This is a genomic window from Acidomonas methanolica (assembly GCF_004346035.1).
Taxonomy (GTDB): domain Bacteria; phylum Pseudomonadota; class Alphaproteobacteria; order Acetobacterales; family Acetobacteraceae; genus Acidomonas; species Acidomonas methanolica.
In genome coordinates, this window is record NZ_SLZN01000002.1 from 102029 (window position 1) to 118400 (window position 16372).

General features: G+C 68.5%; 15 protein-coding genes. 13 read left to right on the forward strand and 2 right to left on the reverse strand.

Annotated features, from left to right (window positions below; genetic code table 11):
* The first annotated feature begins 102 nt into the window (after positions 1-102).
* The 10 genes from EDC31_RS02275 (at position 103) to EDC31_RS02320 (ending at position 12299) form a co-directional block, all read left to right on the forward strand.
* Positions 103-1041 carry a lysophospholipid acyltransferase family protein gene (locus EDC31_RS02275; RefSeq protein ID WP_052511819.1) on the forward strand — a complete coding sequence of 313 codons (939 nt, stop codon included), beginning with the start codon at positions 103-105 and terminating at the stop codon, positions 1039-1041.
* A 226-nt stretch (positions 1042-1267) separates the two neighbouring features.
* Entirely contained in the window at positions 1268-2674 is a 1407-nt protein-coding gene (gene miaB, locus EDC31_RS02280; protein WP_081797514.1) for a tRNA (N6-isopentenyl adenosine(37)-C2)-methylthiotransferase MiaB, read from the forward strand.
* 125 nt (positions 2675-2799) lie between these two features.
* Positions 2800-3855, forward strand: coding sequence for a PhoH family protein (locus EDC31_RS02285; RefSeq protein WP_042057674.1), 1056 nt, complete (start codon positions 2800-2802; stop codon positions 3853-3855).
* Entirely contained in the window at positions 3839-4381 is a 543-nt protein-coding gene (gene ybeY, locus EDC31_RS02290; RefSeq protein ID WP_042057676.1) for an rRNA maturation RNase YbeY, read from the forward strand. The genes EDC31_RS02285 and ybeY overlap by 17 nt, the downstream gene beginning before the upstream one ends.
* On the forward strand, positions 4378-5301 hold the full coding sequence (locus tag EDC31_RS02295) for a hemolysin family protein (RefSeq protein ID WP_042057679.1): 924 nt from the start codon (positions 4378-4380) through the stop codon (positions 5299-5301). Before ybeY ends, EDC31_RS02295 begins: the two co-directional genes overlap by 4 nt.
* 103 nt (positions 5302-5404) lie before the next feature.
* Positions 5405-6034 (forward strand): thioredoxin domain-containing protein, encoded by a 630-nt coding sequence (locus tag EDC31_RS02300; protein WP_042057680.1) that lies wholly within the window; start codon positions 5405-5407, stop codon positions 6032-6034.
* A gap of 70 nt (positions 6035-6104) precedes the next feature.
* Positions 6105-10628, forward strand: a complete 4524-nt coding sequence (locus tag EDC31_RS02305) for an AAA family ATPase (protein WP_132126892.1) — start codon at positions 6105-6107, stop codon at positions 10626-10628.
* A 141-nt stretch (positions 10629-10769) separates the two neighbouring features.
* The gene (locus tag EDC31_RS02310) at positions 10770-11474 is read left to right on the forward strand and encodes a metallophosphoesterase (RefSeq protein WP_042058016.1); all 705 of its coding nucleotides are present in this window, start codon (positions 10770-10772) and stop codon (positions 11472-11474) included.
* Complete coding sequence (locus EDC31_RS02315) at positions 11458-11790, forward strand: chorismate mutase (protein ID WP_256888309.1); 333 nt, start codon at positions 11458-11460, stop codon at positions 11788-11790. The genes EDC31_RS02310 and EDC31_RS02315 overlap by 17 nt, the downstream gene beginning before the upstream one ends.
* Positions 11787-12299 (forward strand): SixA phosphatase family protein, encoded by a 513-nt coding sequence (locus tag EDC31_RS02320; protein ID WP_052511823.1) that lies wholly within the window; start codon positions 11787-11789, stop codon positions 12297-12299. Before EDC31_RS02315 ends, EDC31_RS02320 begins: the two co-directional genes overlap by 4 nt.
* A 50-nt stretch (positions 12300-12349) precedes the next feature.
* On the opposite strand, the gene EDC31_RS02325 is transcribed toward EDC31_RS02320, so the two are convergent.
* Positions 12350-12589, reverse strand: coding sequence for a hypothetical protein (locus EDC31_RS02325; protein WP_042057721.1), 240 nt, complete (start codon positions 12587-12589; stop codon positions 12350-12352).
* Between the two features lie 145 nt (positions 12590-12734).
* On the opposite strand from EDC31_RS02325, the gene EDC31_RS02330 reads away from it, so the two are divergent.
* Together EDC31_RS02330 and EDC31_RS02335 are read left to right on the forward strand one after the other, a co-directional pair.
* Positions 12735-13523 (forward strand): orotate phosphoribosyltransferase, encoded by a 789-nt coding sequence (locus EDC31_RS02330; protein WP_239641619.1) that lies wholly within the window; start codon positions 12735-12737, stop codon positions 13521-13523.
* Positions 13524-13527: 4 nt separating this feature from the next.
* Positions 13528-14412: a glutamate racemase gene (locus EDC31_RS02335; RefSeq protein ID WP_239641620.1), complete on the forward strand. Its 885-nt coding sequence runs from the start codon at positions 13528-13530 to the stop codon at positions 14410-14412.
* On the opposite strand, the gene EDC31_RS02340 is transcribed toward EDC31_RS02335, so the two are convergent.
* Positions 14388-15422: a polyprenyl synthetase family protein gene (locus EDC31_RS02340; protein ID WP_081797522.1), complete on the reverse strand. Its 1035-nt coding sequence runs from the start codon at positions 15420-15422 to the stop codon at positions 14388-14390. The genes EDC31_RS02335 and EDC31_RS02340 overlap by 25 nt on opposite strands.
* Before the next feature lie 136 nt (positions 15423-15558).
* On the opposite strand from EDC31_RS02340, the gene EDC31_RS02345 reads away from it, so the two are divergent.
* Positions 15559-16362, forward strand: a complete 804-nt coding sequence (locus EDC31_RS02345; RefSeq protein WP_081797523.1) for a tRNA1(Val) (adenine(37)-N6)-methyltransferase — start codon at positions 15559-15561, stop codon at positions 16360-16362.
* The last annotated feature ends 10 nt before the right edge of the window (positions 16363-16372 follow it).

Sequence of the window (16372 nt, forward strand, 5' to 3'; positions counted from 1 at the left end):
CCGCGACCGCCGACCCCCAGAAGGCGCATCGCGGCGCGGCCTGTCAAGGCGAAGCTCGGTCCAAGATTGCCGGGGCAGCGAGTTCCGGGTTATGTCCCGGCAATGCACCAAACACATGCGCAGCGACGGTCGCTATCGGAAGAGGACGGTCTGGAACCCTGGTTCAGACCCCTCGTGCCGGGGCAGAAACGCCGCGTGCTCCGCCAGATACGCTCGGCCCGGCGCATTCTGACCGTCGCGCTCTGGGCGCTTCCCTGCATCGCCATCCAATCCATTTTCATCCGCTCCTCCGGCACGTTGAAGATTCGCTTCGCCCGCCTCTTCTGGGCAGGGGTGTGTCGCATTCTCGGCCTGAAGCTGACCGTTCGCGGCACGCTCGCCGGCACCTATCGCGACCGCAAGGCGGTGGAGCGGGGCGCGCGTCCGGTGATCTTCGTCGCCAATCATTCCTCCTGGCTGGACATCGCCGTGCTCGGCGGCGTATTGCCGACCGTCTTCGTCGCCAAGAGCGAGATCGCCGACTGGCCGCTCATCAAGACCCTCGCGCGGCTGGGGCGGACCATCTTCGTCACCCGCCAGCGCAACAACACCGGGCGCGAACTCCGGGAAATGACGGATCGCCTCGCCGACGGTGACAACCTGCTGCTGTTCCCCGAGGGCACCTCGACGGACGGCACGCGCGTCCTGCCGTTCCTGTCCTCCTTCTTCGCGATCGCCAAGCCGGGCAAGGCCGAGCGTCCGGCGGACACCGTCGCGCCGCCGCCCGTCATCATCCAGCCCGTCTCGCTCGTCTATGACGCGCTGGAGGGCCTGCCGATCGGACGGACACGGCGCAGCATCTTCGCATGGTACGGCGACATGGACCTCGCGCCGCATGTCTGGCAGTTCGGCCAGTGGCGCAGCGCCCATGCGACGGTCCTGCTCCATCCCCCGATCGACCCGGATGAATTCCGCACACGCAAGGAACTCGCCAACGCCGTTCACCGGATCGTCAACGAGGGAACCGCCGCCCTTCGACAGGATCGCGTAACGGATACTTGACGTCGGCAGGCCGCGCCGCCAAGGTAACGGAAAGTAGCCCGTACCGAGATCCGCTTCCGGGAGACGACTCCGATCGAAACACGCCGCGACCCGCCTGTTTCCGTCCGCCGCGCCCCCTTCGGGAGCGCCAACCTGCATATTCGGGCTTGATCGCCTCTCCATTCCGCACGATGTGTGCGCGCGAGGACTTGCCTGCGGGCGAGGCCGGTCGAGAGGAGAAGCAGGCGTGACATCAGACATCATCAGGCAGGAAGAGGCGCGCGAGGCCGGGACGGGCAAGACGCTGCACGTCATCACCTGGGGTTGCCAGATGAACGTCTATGACAGCGCGCGGATGACCGACGTGCTGCGTCCGCTCGGCTATCGGCCGGTCGAGGCCGCGGAGGAGGCCGACATGGTCATCCTCAACACCTGCCACATCCGCGAGCGCGCGGCGGAGAAGGTCTTTTCCGAGCTCGGCCGCCTGCGGAAACTCGGCGAGGAGCGCCGGGCCGCGGGACACGGCAGGACGGTCATCGCCGTCGCCGGCTGTGTCGCCCAGGCGGAAGGCGAGGAAATCCTCGCCCGCGCGCCCTTCGTGGATATCGTTCTCGGCCCGCAGACCTATCATCGCCTGCCGGAGATGGTCGCCCGCGCCGCGCGCGCGGGGGGCGCGGTCATCGACACGGATTTTCCGGCGGAAACCAAGTTCGATTTCCTTCCCGCCGAGGCCGCGCCGCAGACGGACGGCAACCTCACCGCCTTCCTCACCATTCAGGAAGGCTGCGACAAGTTCTGCTCCTTCTGCGTCGTGCCCTATACGCGCGGCGCGGAGACGAGCCGCCCCGTCGCCTCCGTGCTGGCCGAAGCCCGGCGCATGGCCGCAGGCGGCGTGCGCGAGATCACGCTGCTCGGCCAGAACGTCAACGCCTATCACGGCGAGGACGGGGCCGGCGGCGTCGCGACTCTCGCCAGCCTCGCGGCGGAAATCGCGGCGATCCCGGGGATCGGCCGCATCCGCTACACCACCTCGCACCCCCGCGACGTGGACCAGTCGCTGATCGACGCCCATCGCGACAACCCCGCGCTGATGCCCTTCCTGCACCTTCCCGTGCAGTCGGGGTCGGACCGGATTCTCAAGGCGATGAATCGCGGCCACACGGCGGAGGAGTATCGCGACGTCATCCGCCGCCTGCGCGACGCGCGGCCCGATCTCGCCCTGTCCTCCGACTTCATCGTCGGCCATCCCGGCGAGACGGAAGAGGATTTCGAGGCGACGATGCGGCTCATCCGCGAGATCAGCTTCGCCCAGGCCTTCTCCTTCAAATACTCGCCCCGTCCGGGCACGCCCGCCGCGGGCGCGCCCCTGCAGGTGGACGAGGCGGTGAAGGATCGCAGGCTTCAGGCGTTGCAGGCGCTCCTGCGCGAGCAGCAGGACGCCTTCAACGCCGATATGATCGGCCGCACGCTGCCGGTGCTTTTCACCGCGCGCGGCCGCAAGCCCGGCCAGATCGCCGGGCGTTCACCCTATCTGCAAGCGGTGCATGTCGATGGTCCCGAGACGCTGATCGGGCAGACCGCGCCGGTGCTGATCACCCAGCGGAACAGCAATTCGCTGGGCGGAGTCCTCAAACGGGAGAGAGCCTGCGCTTGAGCCAGACCACCGCGTTCACTCCGTCTTCCCCGCCCGCAACGGGACGGGATCATGCCCCTCACGCCGGACGGGGCCGGAAGACTCCGGCCGACCCGCCTGAAACGGGCGGTCAGCGAACGGCGGCGTTGCGATTCAGCGACAACATCCTTCTCCAGCAGCTCCTCGGCGATCACGACCGCCATCTCGTCAGGCTCGAACAGGGATTCGACGTACGGCTTTCCTGCCGGGGCAACAAGATCGCCATCACGGGCGAAGCCGCCGCCGTCTCCCGCGCGCAGGCCGCGCTCGTGGCGCTCTACAACCAGATCGAGCACGGCGGGCGGATCGACAGCGCGGAAGTGGACAGCGTCATCCGCCTGACCGCCCTGCCGTCGGCCCGCCCTGCCCCGAATCGCGCGGCGTTTCCGCCCGCCTCGCCTCCCGGGGAAAGCGCGGGCGAAGACCCTCCGCGCCTCCCCCTGCTCGACCTGCCCGCCATCCGCACGAAGCGGGGCGCGATCACGCCCCGCTCCCGTGGTCAGGCGGCCTATATGGACATGCTGGCCCGCACGGAACTCGTCTTCGGTGTAGGCCCCGCGGGAACGGGCAAGACCTATCTCGCCGTGGCGCAGGCCGTGGCAATGCTCCAGGCCGGGCAGGTGGACCGGATCATCCTGTCCCGTCCCGCCGTCGAGGCGGGGGAACGTCTCGGCTTTCTGCCCGGCGACATGCGGGAGAAGATCGACCCCTATCTGCGCCCGCTCTATGACGCGCTCAACGACATGCTGCCCGGCGACCAGCTCGCCCGCCGCATGGCGACGGGGGAGATCGAGGTCGCGCCGCTGGCCTTCATGCGGGGCCGCACGCTGAGCCATGCCTTCGTCATTCTCGACGAGGCGCAGAACACCACCCCGGCGCAGATGAAGATGTTCCTGACCCGCATGGGACAGGGCACCCGCATGGCGGTCACCGGCGACCTCAGCCAGATCGACCTGCCCGGCGGCGTCAGTTCGGGATTGCGCGACGCGGTGGAAACACTGGAAGGTTTGCCCGGAATCGGTATAACGCGCTTCCATTCACAGGACGTGGTCCGCCATCCGCTGGTGGCGCGAATCGTGGATGCCTATGATCAGCGTGCGGTGGCGGCACGGGATTTTTCCCGAGGACGGTCGCGCCGGGAAAATGATGGAACCTCGAAGTAGTCACTCCCCTCTCCTTCCCCCGTCCTCCGACGCAGGGGAAGACCCCTCCAGATTTCCGGCGCCCGAACGCCGGGGGACGAAGGTCATCGTCGCCGATCACCGCTGGCGCGGCGCGGTGCCCGGTGTCGAGCGCCGCGTCGCCCGCGCCGTCTCCGCCGCCGGGCAATGGCTCGGCATGGCGCTCGGCCCGACCGTTCTGCTGGACACCGACCATGCGGTGCGCCGCCTGAACCACGATTTCCGCGGCCGCAACAAGCCGACCAACGTGCTGACCTTCGAGGCGATGCCCGGCGGCGGGGACGGCGACATCGTCCTCGCCTTCGAGACGGTGCGGCGCGAGGCGCAGGCGGCCGGCCGCAGCATGGCGGACCATCTGTCCCATCTCGTCGTGCATGGCGTGTTGCATCTGGCCGGGCACGATCATCACCACCCTGCCGAGGCGGGCGCGATGGAAGCGGCCGAGGCGCGCATCCTGCATCGCATCGGCGTGCCGAATCCCTGGCGCAACGGGGGGATCACGCCATGAGCGAGACCGGAGACGCCCCCCGGGCGCGCGGCGCACGCGGATTGTTCGCCTTTCTCGGCCGCCGGTCGAAGGACCAGGGCCTGCGCCATTCCATCGCGGCGCTCGTCGAGGAGGCGGCGACGCCCGATTCGGAAAATGGCGAGCGGCCCGAGCTCGACCGGCAGGAACGGGCGCTCATCACCAACGTGCTCCACCTGCGGGAGATCACCGCCGATGACGTGATGGTGCCGCGCGCCGACATCGTCGCCATGCCCCTCTCGATCACGCTGGATGAGGCGCTGGATTTCATGCGGCGGGAGAACCATTCCCGCGTGCCGGTCTATCGCGAGCAGCTCGACGACGTCGCGGGCATGATCCACGTCAAGGATCTCATCGCCTATGTCGGCACGTCGGAGGCATTCGATCTCGAAAATCTGCTGCGGCAGCCGCTGATGATCGCCCCGCAGATTCCCGTCCTCGACCTGCTGCTCCAGATGCGCCAGCGCCGCACCCATATGGCGCTGGTGATCGACGAATATGGCGGCATCGACGGGCTCGTCACGATCGAGGATCTCGTCGAGACCATCGTCGGCGATATTTCGGACGAACATGACGAGCCCGTCACAGCCATGATGGTCGAGCGCCCCGACGGCACCTACGATATAGACGCGCGGATGCCCGTCGAGGAGTTCGAGCGCCGCATGGGCGCCGTGCTGACGGAGGCCGAGCAGGAAACCGAGATCGAGACGGTGGGCGGCCTCGTCTTCCGTCTGGCCGGCCACGTTCCGGCACGCGGCGAGATCCTGACCCATGAAAGCGGGTTGGTCTTCCGCGTCACCGACGCCGATGCGCGGCATATCCGCTCCCTGCGGATGCGCGTGCCGGAAGGATGGACCATGCGGGAGCGCCGTCCGGCGGCGGAAGATCATGAAAAGCATTGATCGATCCGGGGCACATATTGATCGGGCGGCGCCGGTCCGTCTCTTGACGGCGAAATGAGGCGCGGGCTCTCTTGAGGACAGATCGTTTTCCTGGAGAGCTTTCATGTCGCTGAACCGCCGCTCGTTTCTGACTGCCCTGCCCCTCGCCGCCCTGCCCGTCACCGCGCTCACGATCGCCGCGCCGCGCCGCGCCCGGGCCGAGGACATCCGCCTCACCCCGCGCATGCTCGGCAACCCGCAGGCGAAGGTTCATGTCGGCGAATGGTTCTCGCTGACCTGCACCCATTGCGCCCATTTCCAGCAGACGGTCTTTCCGGAGGTGAAAGCCAAGCTGATCGACACCGGCAAGATCGCCTATTACTATCACGACTTCCCGCTGGACCAGCTCGCGCTTCTGGCCGCCATGCTGGCCCGCTCCCTGCCGGTGGACCGTTACGAGCCCTTCATCAACGCCCTGCTCTTCAGCCAGGATCGCTGGGCCTTCGGCCAGGACACCGACCCGCGCAAGGAACTCCAGCAGATGGCGGCCCTCGCCGGGCTCTCCAACGCGCAGTTCGACGCGGTGGAAAAGGACGACACCCTCCGTCAGGCCATCATCGCCCAGCAGGATCAGGACCAGTCGAAATACATGATTCGCGGCACCCCCTATTTCCGCTTCAACGACCATCCCTATACCCAGGAACTCTTGACCTACGACGATTTCGTCAAGCAGGTGCAGCAGGCCGGGGGCTGACATCCGGCAAAAAACCGCCGGGCGGAACGATCCAGTTCAAGAGCAGGCCCGAATAGAGTAAGTCCGGCCCATGACGGCCAAGATCACCCGCCTGCGCATCACCGGTTTCAAGAGTTTCGCCGACGCCGCGACCATCGACATCCTCCCCGGCCTGACCGGCATCGTGGGGCCGAACGGGTGCGGCAAATCCAACGTCGTCGAGGCCCTGCGCTGGTCGATGGGCGAAAGTTCGGCCCGCGCCCTGCGCGGCGGCGAACTCGACGACCTGATCTTCGCCGGGACCGGCGTGCGCCCCGCCCGCTCCCTGGCCGAAGTCACGGTCTGGCTGGAAGACGCGACGGGACTCGCCCCCGCCCCCTTCGCCGAATCCGCCGAGCTCGAAATCACCCGCCGGGCGGAGCGCGGCGCGGGCAGCGATTTCCGCCTCAACGGCAAATCCGTGCGCGCGCGGGACGTGACGACGCTGTTCGCCGATCTCTCCAGCGGCGCGCGCTCCTCCTCGATCATCAGCCAGAACCGCGTCAGCACGCTCATCGCCGCGAAACCGGAAGAGCGCCGCGCCCTGCTCGAAGAGGCCGCCGGGATCAGCGGTCTGCATGCCCGCCGTCATGACGCCGAACTCAAGCTGCGCCAGACCGAGGCCAATCTCGCGCGCGCCGAGGATCTGCGCGTCCAGATCGAGGCGAGGCTGGAGAGCCTCGGCGAGCAGACCGCGCAGGCGCGCCGTTATCGCGAACTCGCCGCCGCCCTGCGCGCCGACGAAGCCCATCTGCATGCCCTGCTCCACGCCCGCGCCGAACTGGCCGTCACCCGGACCGCCTCCGCTCTCGCCCAGGCTCAGGCAATGCTGGCCGAAGCCGGTGCTCTGGCCGAAGCCGCCGCGGCGGAAGAGACGCGCCATCGCGACGCGCTCTCCCCCACGCGGCAAAAACGCGATACCGCCCGCGCCGCCCTCGAACGGCATCGCGTGCTGGCCGAGAGCGCGGCTCAGGAAGAACAGGAGGCCAGGCGCGCGCTGGACGAGGCGACGCGCCGTGTCGACGAGGGCGCGAAGGACGAGGCGGCCGCAGCGGCCCGATTCGCCGAGGCCGCCGCGCTGCTTCGCGAGGACATCGAAACGGGCGACCGGTTGGAAGCTGCGGCGCGGCTCCTTCCGGACCGTCTCGCCATGGCGGAAGCGGATCGCGACGCGGCCGAGACCCGCTTCGAGACCGCGCGAGGCCAGAGCGAGCAGGCCAACGAGGCGCTGGTGCAGGCCCGCATGGCGCGCGACACGCATAGTCGCCGCCGCGAGGAAACGACCGCCCATCTCGCCCGCATCACGGCCGAACTGGCGAAACTCACATCGACACTCGATGCCCTGCGCGCCGATCTGCCCATGGAAGATGACCTCGCCGCCCTCGCCACGCAGTGCGACGCGCTGGACGGCGAAATCGCCGCCCGGCGTCAGGCGCTCGCCGAAGCCGAATCGGACGCTCAGGAGACCCGCCTCGCCGCCGAACTGGCGGAACGCGCCCTGGCCGAAGGCAGGCGGCTCGACCGGGAACGCGAGGCGGAGCGGCAACGCCTGAGCGCGCGTCTCGGCCAGATGCTGGAGCAGGAGAAATCCCTCCTGTCGGCGCGTGACGCCGCTACGCAGGCCCTGCGCGCGGAGGCGGCGCTGGCCGAGATGGAGACCGCGGAGGCCCGCTCCGCCGCCGCGCTGGACGAGGCCCGCCACGCGGAAGAGCAGGCCCGCGCGGCGGCATCCGAAGCCGCGACCGCGCGTCTGGAAGCCGAATCCCGCGCGCACACGCTGCGCGAGCGCGTCTCCCTTGCCCAACGCGACTGCACGGCGACCGAAACCGCTCTTCAGCGTGCCCGGACACAGGCTGACGAGGCGCGCCACGCCCTGGAGTCGGCACAGGAAAAGCTCGTGCCGTCCACGGAGATCGAGGCTCAGGCCGAAGCGGTGAAGAGGGCGGAGGATGCGCTCGCGGCCCTGCTCGCCGCCATCGCCCGTCTCGAAACCGATGCCGCCATACGGAAGACGGACGTCGAAACGCACGCCGCCGCCCTCGCCGAAGCGGAAACGACTGTCGTGCGTCTGCGCGCGCACTGCGAGGGGCTGGCGCCGGAGACGCCGGAAGCCGCTTCTGATACGGTCCTCCCGCTGATCCGGCAGATCACCTTTCCGCCCGAACTCGCGCGCGGCCTTGCCGTCGCCCTTGCGGACGGGCTGGACGCCCCCGTCGGCGCCGACGAATCGCTTCCGCTCGCCTGGAGGCCGCTCCCGCCCATGACGCCCGCCCCGCTTCCGCCGGGCGTCACGCCGCTGAACGAGCGGGTCGAGGCCCCTTCCGCGCTGGACCGTCTGCTTGCATCGATCGGCGTGGTGACGGACCCGCAAGACGGGTTCCGGTTCCAGCCGCAGCTTCAGCCGGGTCAGGCGCTGGTCACGGCGGAAGGCGCGCTCTGGCGCTGGGACGGGTATCGGATCGCCGCCAACCGCCCCAATCACGCCGCGCGCCAGCTCGAACGTCATCAGGCCTATCTCGCCCTGCAACGCCAGATCGCCGAGGTCGAATCGACTCTTCCCGCTCTTCGCGCCGAGGCTGACGCCAGGATGACGGCGCTGAAATCAACGGAGGACGCGCTGTCCTCGCAGCGGCGCGAGCGGGCGACAACGGAACAAACCCTCGCCCGCGCCCGCTCCGACGCCGCGTCCTGCGCCAACCGTGCCGCCTCGGCCCGTCTTGCCGCCGACGCCGCCGAACGCGGGCTGGAGATCGCCGCCGCCGCCCTTGCCGAGGCCGCCACCCGCGCGGAGGACGCCCGGAACGCCCTCGCCGCCCTTCCCGCCCTCGCCGAAATCGAACTTCAGGCGCATGATCTGTCGGACCGCTCCGAAACGGCCCGCGTCGCGATGGAGATGGCTGCCCGTCGGCGCGCCGAGGCGGCCCGCGCCGCCGAACTGGCCGGCGACACCGTCCGCCAGGCCCGCCTTCGCCATGACAGCGCGGCGGGCAAGCTCGAAACGCTCATCCCCGCCCTCGCCCGGCTGACGGATGACCGCACCGCCGCCGAAACGGCCCTCGCGGCGCTGGAGGTCGAGGCGCGGGCACAGTCTCTCGCCGTGCTGGAGGCCGACGCCGCACGCCATGGCGCCGCGCGCGATGCGGCTCTCAGGCGGCTTCAGGATCTCCGCGCCGGTCTGGCGAAAAACGAGGCGGATCGCGCCTCCTGCGCGACCCGCCACACGGCGCTGAGCCGGCGGCGCGCCGAGGCGCTGGCGCGGGAAGCCGCCCTTCTGCCCGAACATGCCGCGCGCCGTCTGGCGCTCGACGAGCAGCGCGCCGCGCTCGCCGCCCTTGGCGAGCCTCCCGCGCTCGATACCGTGGAGGCCGCCGCCCACGCTGCGCGCGGCGTGCTGGACGAGGCGAGCGCGACGCTGGACGGTGCGCGTACCCGGCTCGCTTTGCTTCACGCCGAACAGCAACGCATCGCCGAGACACTGCCCGCCCTGCGCGCGCGGATCGACTCCGGAACGAGCCGCCTCGACACGCTGCGCCGGGATCGCGAGGAAGCCGCCCGCCGCCTAGGACTCCTGCATGCCGCCCTGCGCGAGGCCGAGGCGCTTCCCGATCGTCTGCACGAGCGCGCCGCGCGTCAGGCCGAAGCGCTGACCCTCGCCGGGCAGGAGGCCGACGCGGCCGATCACGCCCTTCAGGAGATCGAAGCCGCCCTGCGGGATGTGGCCGTGCAGCGGGACAACGAAGCCGCCCGCGCCCGCGCGGCCCGCGAGGATGAAATCCGGCTGACGGAACGGCGCGAGCAGGTCGTTGCGGCGCTGGAGACGCTGCGCGCCGCCGGAGACGCGCCGGACGGCCCGCCGCCCGCCGATCTCTCGGACTCCGCCGAGACCGCGCTCCGCCGCCGGGTCGCGCGGCTGATTCGCGAACGTGACGCGCTCGGCCCGGTCAATCTTCGCGCCGAGCAGGACCATGCCGAGGCCCGCGCCCAGGCTGACACGCTGGCGGCGGAGCAGGGCGAGTTGCACGAGGCCGTCAACCGCCTGCGCGGTTCGATCGGCCATCTGAACCGCGAGGGGCGCGAGCGGCTTCAGGCCGTGTTCGCCCAGGTGGACCAGCATTTCCAGGCGCTCTTTTCCCGCATGTTCGGCGGTGGACGCGCCCATCTCGGCCTCGTCGGCAGCGACGACCCGCTGGAGGCGGGGCTGGAAATCTTCGCCCAACCGCCGGGGAAGAAACTCTCCACCCTCTCCCTTCTCTCAGGCGGCGAGCAGGCCCTGACCGCGCTTTCTCTCGTCTTCGCCGCCTTCAAATGCCAGCCCGCGCCGATCTGCGTGCTGGACGAGGTGGACGCGCCGCTCGACGACGCCAATGTGGAGCGTCTCTGCGCCCTGACGCGCGACATGGCGGAGGAATCCGGCACGCGTTTCCTCGTGGTCACGCATCACCAGTTGACCATGGCGCATATGAACCGGCTCTTCGGCGTCACGATGCAGGAGCGCGGGGTCAGCCGCGTGCTTTCCGTCGATCTTTCCAGCGCAACGCAATTCGCCGAGACCAGCATCGCTCCTCACCTCTCGTAATCTCATTCCCCCATCACCACTTTGTCATATAATGAATGCGTGAGAGGCTCGTTTGCATGTTGTTTCACAACGCAGCGGAAGCCATTGAACAGGATTCGGGCGCTGGATCAGATTCTTCCCCTCGTCGCGCGTCGCCCTACGGTGGCAGCGCCAGATTTGCCGGTCGTCGCGGCCGCGCGCGGGCTGCGCGTGGTCGGCGACGTGCATGGCGATCTGGCCGCGTTCGAACATGCCGTGGCGACCGAGCGCTTCATCATCCAGCTCGGCGATCTGGTCGATCATGGGCCGGACAGCGCGGGCGCGCTACGGCTGATGATCGACCTGATGGATGACGGACGCGGCCTCTTCATCCTCGGCAATCACGACCGCAAGCTCGGGCGCGCGCTCGCCGGGCACCGCCTCCGCCGCGACCCGCCGCTGGAAGCGACGTTGCGCCAGCTTTCCAGCCCGCTCCAGGCGGGATTGCGCGAACGCGCGCTCGACGCGCTGATCTCCGCCCCGGCCTGGCTGACGCTCGGCTCCCTCGTCTTCGTCCATGGCGGTTTCCATACCGGCATGCTGATCGAGGAGCCGCCCCCTGGTCTCGGCCCCATCACCCCGCTGCTGGCGCGCGCGCTGTTCGGCGAGACAACGGGAAAAATGCAGTCGGACGGCTATCCGGAACGAAAACTGAGATGGATAGATCACATTCCGGCCGGACATGTGGTTTATTGTGGCCATGACAGACGCTCGACAGATGGACGCCCCTGGATTCGCGCCGGCCGCAACGGCGGACGCGCGGTCTTCACCGATCTCGGCGCCGGCAAAGGCGGCCACCTCGCCTGGGTCGATATCGATCCCGCCTGAGGAGGCGCGCGCGCGGCTGGAGATGCATCGGCAGAGCATCGACAACATCGACGCCGCCCTGATCCATATGCTGGCCGAGCGCTTCCGCCACACCCAGAGCGTCGGGGAGTTGAAGGCGAAGGCGGGTCTGCCCGCCGCCGACCCGTCCCGCGAGGCCCGGCAGATCGCCCGGCTGCGGGAACTGGCGGCCAATGCGCGGCTGGACCCAGATTTCGCGGAGAAATTTCTCGCCTTCATCATCCGCGAGGTGATCCGCCATCACGACACCATCGCCGGACGCGTCGCGCCCGACGCGCCTGCCGAGGGCCGCTCATGACGCCGCATCTTCTCATTCTCGTCCGCCACGCCAAGGCGATGCCGCATGATTATTGCGCCGATCGCGATCGCCCGCTGGACGGGCAGGGCCGCGAGCAGGCACGCAGTACCGGCGAGGCGCTGGCCGAATCCGGCCTGTTGCCGGAGGGACTTCATGTCTGGTGCAGCCCGTCCGCCCGGACGCGGGAGACCCTCGAAGGGCTCCAGCCCTCCCTGCCCGCGGATACGAAGACGCTGATCGTCGAATCACTCTACGAGGCGGATACGGCCTTGCTGTCCGAGATGCTGCGCGAAACGCCCGAGGGCGTCGAGGCGCTGATGATCGTCGGCCACAATCCGACCATTGCCGAGACGGCGCATGAACTGCTCAGCGCCTCGACGGACCATCCGGACGTAACGATCCTGCTTTCGGGCTTCCCCACCGGCTCCGCCGCCGTTTTCCGTGTGAACTCGGATTGGGCCGGCCTCTCACCGGCGACGTCGAAGCTGATCTTCCACACGATTCCGTAAAAGCGGCGCGCGATCAAATCTTCCCCGGGGCAACGTCAGTCAGGGCGGCGTCAGTCGCAATCACACCCGCGCGTCGCCCCCTGATCGCCACGCACGATGTGATGGTCGATCCATTCGGAAACCAGCCGCCGTGCCTCATTGAGCGACGCCTCGGGATGATGAATCCGATAGAGCGTCGTGCATGCGGCGAAGGCCTGATAGTCAGGCTGGCCGACCTCGCGCAACTCCTGATAGGCGGTGACGACGGCACGTTCACAATTACGACCGATGCGGCGCGGGTCAACAGTCACGGATGGCAATTCCAATTGAGAGTGATTTGCAAGTCCTGCCTATAATAAGACCGGCTCCGCCTATGACGCAAGCACTACCTCCTGTATGAAGAATTTGTCAGCGGCCGCAGGCCGCGCGAGGTCAATTTCGGGAGCAGACGACACGATGACCAATGGCAATCGGGGGACCAACGGCAATCGGGGAACCAGCGGCGACCAGGGCAGCATCTTCGCGGGACGGCAGACCCAGTGGGACCGCGACGCGGCGCTCACCACCGCGCGTATCCTCCTTGAGATCAAGGCTGTGAATTTCCGCCCCGAGGAGCCGTACACCCTGACGTCGGGCTGGAAATCGCCGGTCTATATCGATTGCCGCAAGATCATCTTCTTCCCCCGCGCGCGCGCCAAGATCGTCGAACTCGGCGTCGAGAAGATCGGCCGCCATATCGGATATGAAAGCATCGACGCCGTGGTGGGCGGCGAGACGGCGGGTATTCCCTTCGCCGCCTGGATCGCCGACCGGATGATGACCCCCATGGCCTATGTGCGCAAGAAGCCGAAGGGTTTCGGCCGCAATGCGCAGATCGAGGGCGACGTGCCCGAGAACATGCGCACGCTTCTGGTGGAGGATCTGACCACGGACGGCGCCTCGAAGATCCGCTTCGCCAAGGCGTTGCGCGATGCCGGTGCGATCGTCGACCATACCTTCGTCATCTTCTTCTACGGTGTCTTCCCCGGCGCGCATCGCACGCTGGCGGAAATGAACATTTCGCTTCACGCGCTCTGCACCTGGTGGGATGTGCTCGAAGCCTGCGCGGGCGGTGATTATTTCTCCGAAAGCGACAGCGCCGAGGTTCGGCGCTTCCTCGAAGACCCCTGCGGCTGGTCGAAGCGCCATGGCGGCGTCGGCAGCGCGGAAGAGGCTCTGGCGCTCAAGGCGCAGGCCGAGGGCTGACGCCGTGCCGGAAGAGAGGCCGGGGCGCGTCCTGGCCTTCGATTCCGGGATCGGCGGATTGGGTGTGGTGCGCGCGCTGCGCGCCGCTCTTCCCGCCGCAACGGTGATCGACTACCTCGCCGATAACGCGCTCTTTCCTTACGGTGAACAGCCGGACGACCGTCTCGTCGCCCGCATCGTTGCGCTGATCGGGGCGGCGATCGCGGGTCGACGGCCCGATGTGGTGCTGATCGCCTGCAACACCGCCAGCACGCTCGCCCTCGCCTCTCTCCGGACGCGTTACGACCTGCCTTTCGTCGGCTGTGTGCCGCCTGTCCGCTGGGCCGCGCGCGTCAGCACGAGTCGCGTCATCGGCATCCTGGCCACGGCCGCCACCGCCCGCCGCCCCTATCTGCGCGCGCTGCGGGACGAATTCGCGCCGGACTGCACCCTCATCACCCATGGCGCGCGCGGCCTGGCCGATCTGGCCGAGCGTTCCTTTCTCGGCACTGCGGTGCCGGACGAACTGGTGGCGCGCGAGCTGGACAGTCTGTTCTCCCAGCCCGATGGCGCGCGGATCGACGCCGTCGGGCTCGGCTGCACCCATTACACCTTTCTCGCCGACGCCTTCGCGCGCCTCTCGCCGCCGGGCGTGCACTGGCTGGACCCGGCGGAGGCCGTAGCCCATCGGGTTGCGACGGTTCTCGCCACGCGGAGCTCGATTGCCGGGGACTTGACCGCAGGAGATACGCCACCTCCGTTCCTGGCGGAGGAAATGCTGCTCACCGGCCCGGCCCCGGATGCCGAGGCGCTGGATCGCGCCGTGCGCCGGATCGGCTATCGCGGTTTCCGCGTGCTGACCCCGGTCGAAACCGGGGAAGCGCCTCAGTTGGCGCGATTGACGGTATAGGCCGCCGTGTCGATCAACAGACGCCTGATCTCGCTATCCGGGAAGATCTCCAGCGCCTTTACCGCCGCATCGGCATAACGCGCGGCGCGATCCAGCGTGACGCGAATCGCATCGGCCTTCTCGATGAGCGCGAGCGCATGGGGCAGATCGTCATCCGTCTGCTCGCCCGTCTCGATCACGCGCTGCCAGAAGGCCCGTTCCTCCCCATCCGCCGCCCGATAGGCCGCGAGCACGGGCAGAGTGATCTTGCCTTCGCGGAAATCGTCGCCCACCGTCTTGCCCAGCACCTGCTGGTCCGCGGCGTAATCCAGCGCGTCATCGACAAGCTGGAACGCCATGCCGAGATTGGTGCCGTACGCGTCGAGCGCCAGTTCTTCCGCCTCTGGGCGGTCCGCCACCACCGCCCCCACACGGCAGGCCGCGGCGAAGAGTGCCGCCGTCTTGCCGTGGATGACCTCCAGATAGGTCTCGATCGGGGTCGAGAGATCGTTCTGGGTGGCCATCTGCAACACCTCGCCTTCGGCGATCGTGGCCGAGGCGGCGGACAGAATCGCCATGACTTTCAGCGAGCCGTCCGCCGTCATCAACTGGAAAGAGCGTGCGAAGAGAAAATCCCCGACCAGCACGGACGCCTTGTTGCCGAAGACGGCGTTGGCCGAGGCAAGTCCCCGCCGCATCACGCTCTCGTCCACCACGTCGTCATGCAGCAACGTCGCGGTATGAATGAATTCCACGCAGGCCGCGAGCGCGATATGGCGCTGCCGGTCCGGCCCCGCCTCGTAGCCGCAGAGATGCGCCGCCGCGAGCGTCAGCAGCGGGCGGATGCGCTTGCCGCCCGCCGCGACCAGATGCGCCCCGAGTTGCGGGATCAGCGGGACAGGACTGTGCATGCGCGCCACGATCTCGCGATTGCATGCCTCCATATCCGCCTTCAGATAGGCATTCAGCGCCGCCAGAACATTCGCAGGGGACGGAGCGCCGTGCCCTCTTGCTTGATCGGCGTCGGTCATGCTGTCAGCAGCACCCAAAACGACTCTCCACTTCTCACCGACGCACCACAATGCGTCGGCGTGATATATTGCGCTGCGCAACCGCCGCCCTTAGGCAAGCGCGACGATCCAGCCATGCGGAACAGGTGATGACCATATGAGCGGCGCCGGCGAGACGGTCAACCCGATGCCTTCTTCCAACACCCTTCCCGAAACCACCCAGGGCACGCTTCTGGGCGGGCGCGTGGTCTATCGTCAGTTCCGTCAGGGATATCGCACAGGGATCGAGCCGGTTCTGCTCGCCGCTCTCATTCCCGCCCGCGAAGGCGATTATGTGCTGGAAGGCGGATGCGGCGCGGGTGCCGGGTTGCTCTGCCTGAATGCCAGAGTCGGCGGCCTTCGCGGCATCGGCCTCGAAGCCGACCCTGCGACCGTCACTCTCGCCCGCGTCAATTTCGCCCTCAACGACGTGGCCGGGCTGCTGGACGCGTTGCCGGCGCGGCTGCCGGCTTTGCCCGATGGGCTGCGCACCCACGCCCCCATGCCGAACGGGCGCTTTCATCACAGCTTCGCCAATCCGCCCTGGCACCGCGCCGACTTCACTCCCTCTCCCGAGTCCCGTCGTCGCCTCGCCCTCAGCGCACCGACGGAGGGCTGGACGAGTTGGATCGCCACGCTCGCCCGATGGACTGCTCCGGGCGGGACGCTCAGCCTCGCCCTGCCCGCCGCCGCGACGGAAGATGCGCTTCCCGCGCTGGGCGCCGCCGGGTGCGGCAGCATCGTTCTCTTTCCCCTCTGGCCGAAACAGGGAGTCCCTGCCCGGCTCGTCCTTCTCCGCGCGACGATCGGCGGGCGCGGCGCGTTCCGGCTGGCCTCCGGTCTGGTGCTTCATGAAACCGACGGTAGCTTTACCGCGGAAGCCCAGGCGATCCTACGGGACGGCAGAAGCATCATGTTGTGACGTGGATTGC

What these genes read in the sequence shown, in the direction of transcription:
- EDC31_RS02330 (WP_239641619.1), top strand. Translation starts at nt 12,735, where the DNA reads ATGACCAATGGCAATCGGGGGACCAACGGCAATCGGGGAACCAGCGGC.
- EDC31_RS02275 (WP_052511819.1), top strand. Translation starts at nt 103, where the DNA reads ATGCACCAAACACATGCGCAGCGACGGTCGCTATCGGAAGAGGACGGT.
- EDC31_RS02345 (WP_081797523.1), top strand. Translation starts at nt 15,559, where the DNA reads ATGAGCGGCGCCGGCGAGACGGTCAACCCGATGCCTTCTTCCAACACC.
- EDC31_RS02300 (WP_042057680.1), top strand. Translation starts at nt 5,405, where the DNA reads ATGTCGCTGAACCGCCGCTCGTTTCTGACTGCCCTGCCCCTCGCCGCC.
- EDC31_RS02320 (WP_052511823.1), top strand. Translation starts at nt 11,787, where the DNA reads ATGACGCCGCATCTTCTCATTCTCGTCCGCCACGCCAAGGCGATGCCG.
- EDC31_RS02340 (WP_081797522.1), bottom strand. Translation starts at nt 15,422, where the DNA reads ATGACCGACGCCGATCAAGCAAGAGGGCACGGCGCTCCGTCCCCTGCG.
- EDC31_RS02295 (WP_042057679.1), top strand. Translation starts at nt 4,378, where the DNA reads ATGAGCGAGACCGGAGACGCCCCCCGGGCGCGCGGCGCACGCGGATTG.
- EDC31_RS02305 (WP_132126892.1), top strand. Translation starts at nt 6,105, where the DNA reads ATGACGGCCAAGATCACCCGCCTGCGCATCACCGGTTTCAAGAGTTTC.
- ybeY (WP_042057676.1), top strand. Translation starts at nt 3,839, where the DNA reads ATGGAACCTCGAAGTAGTCACTCCCCTCTCCTTCCCCCGTCCTCCGAC.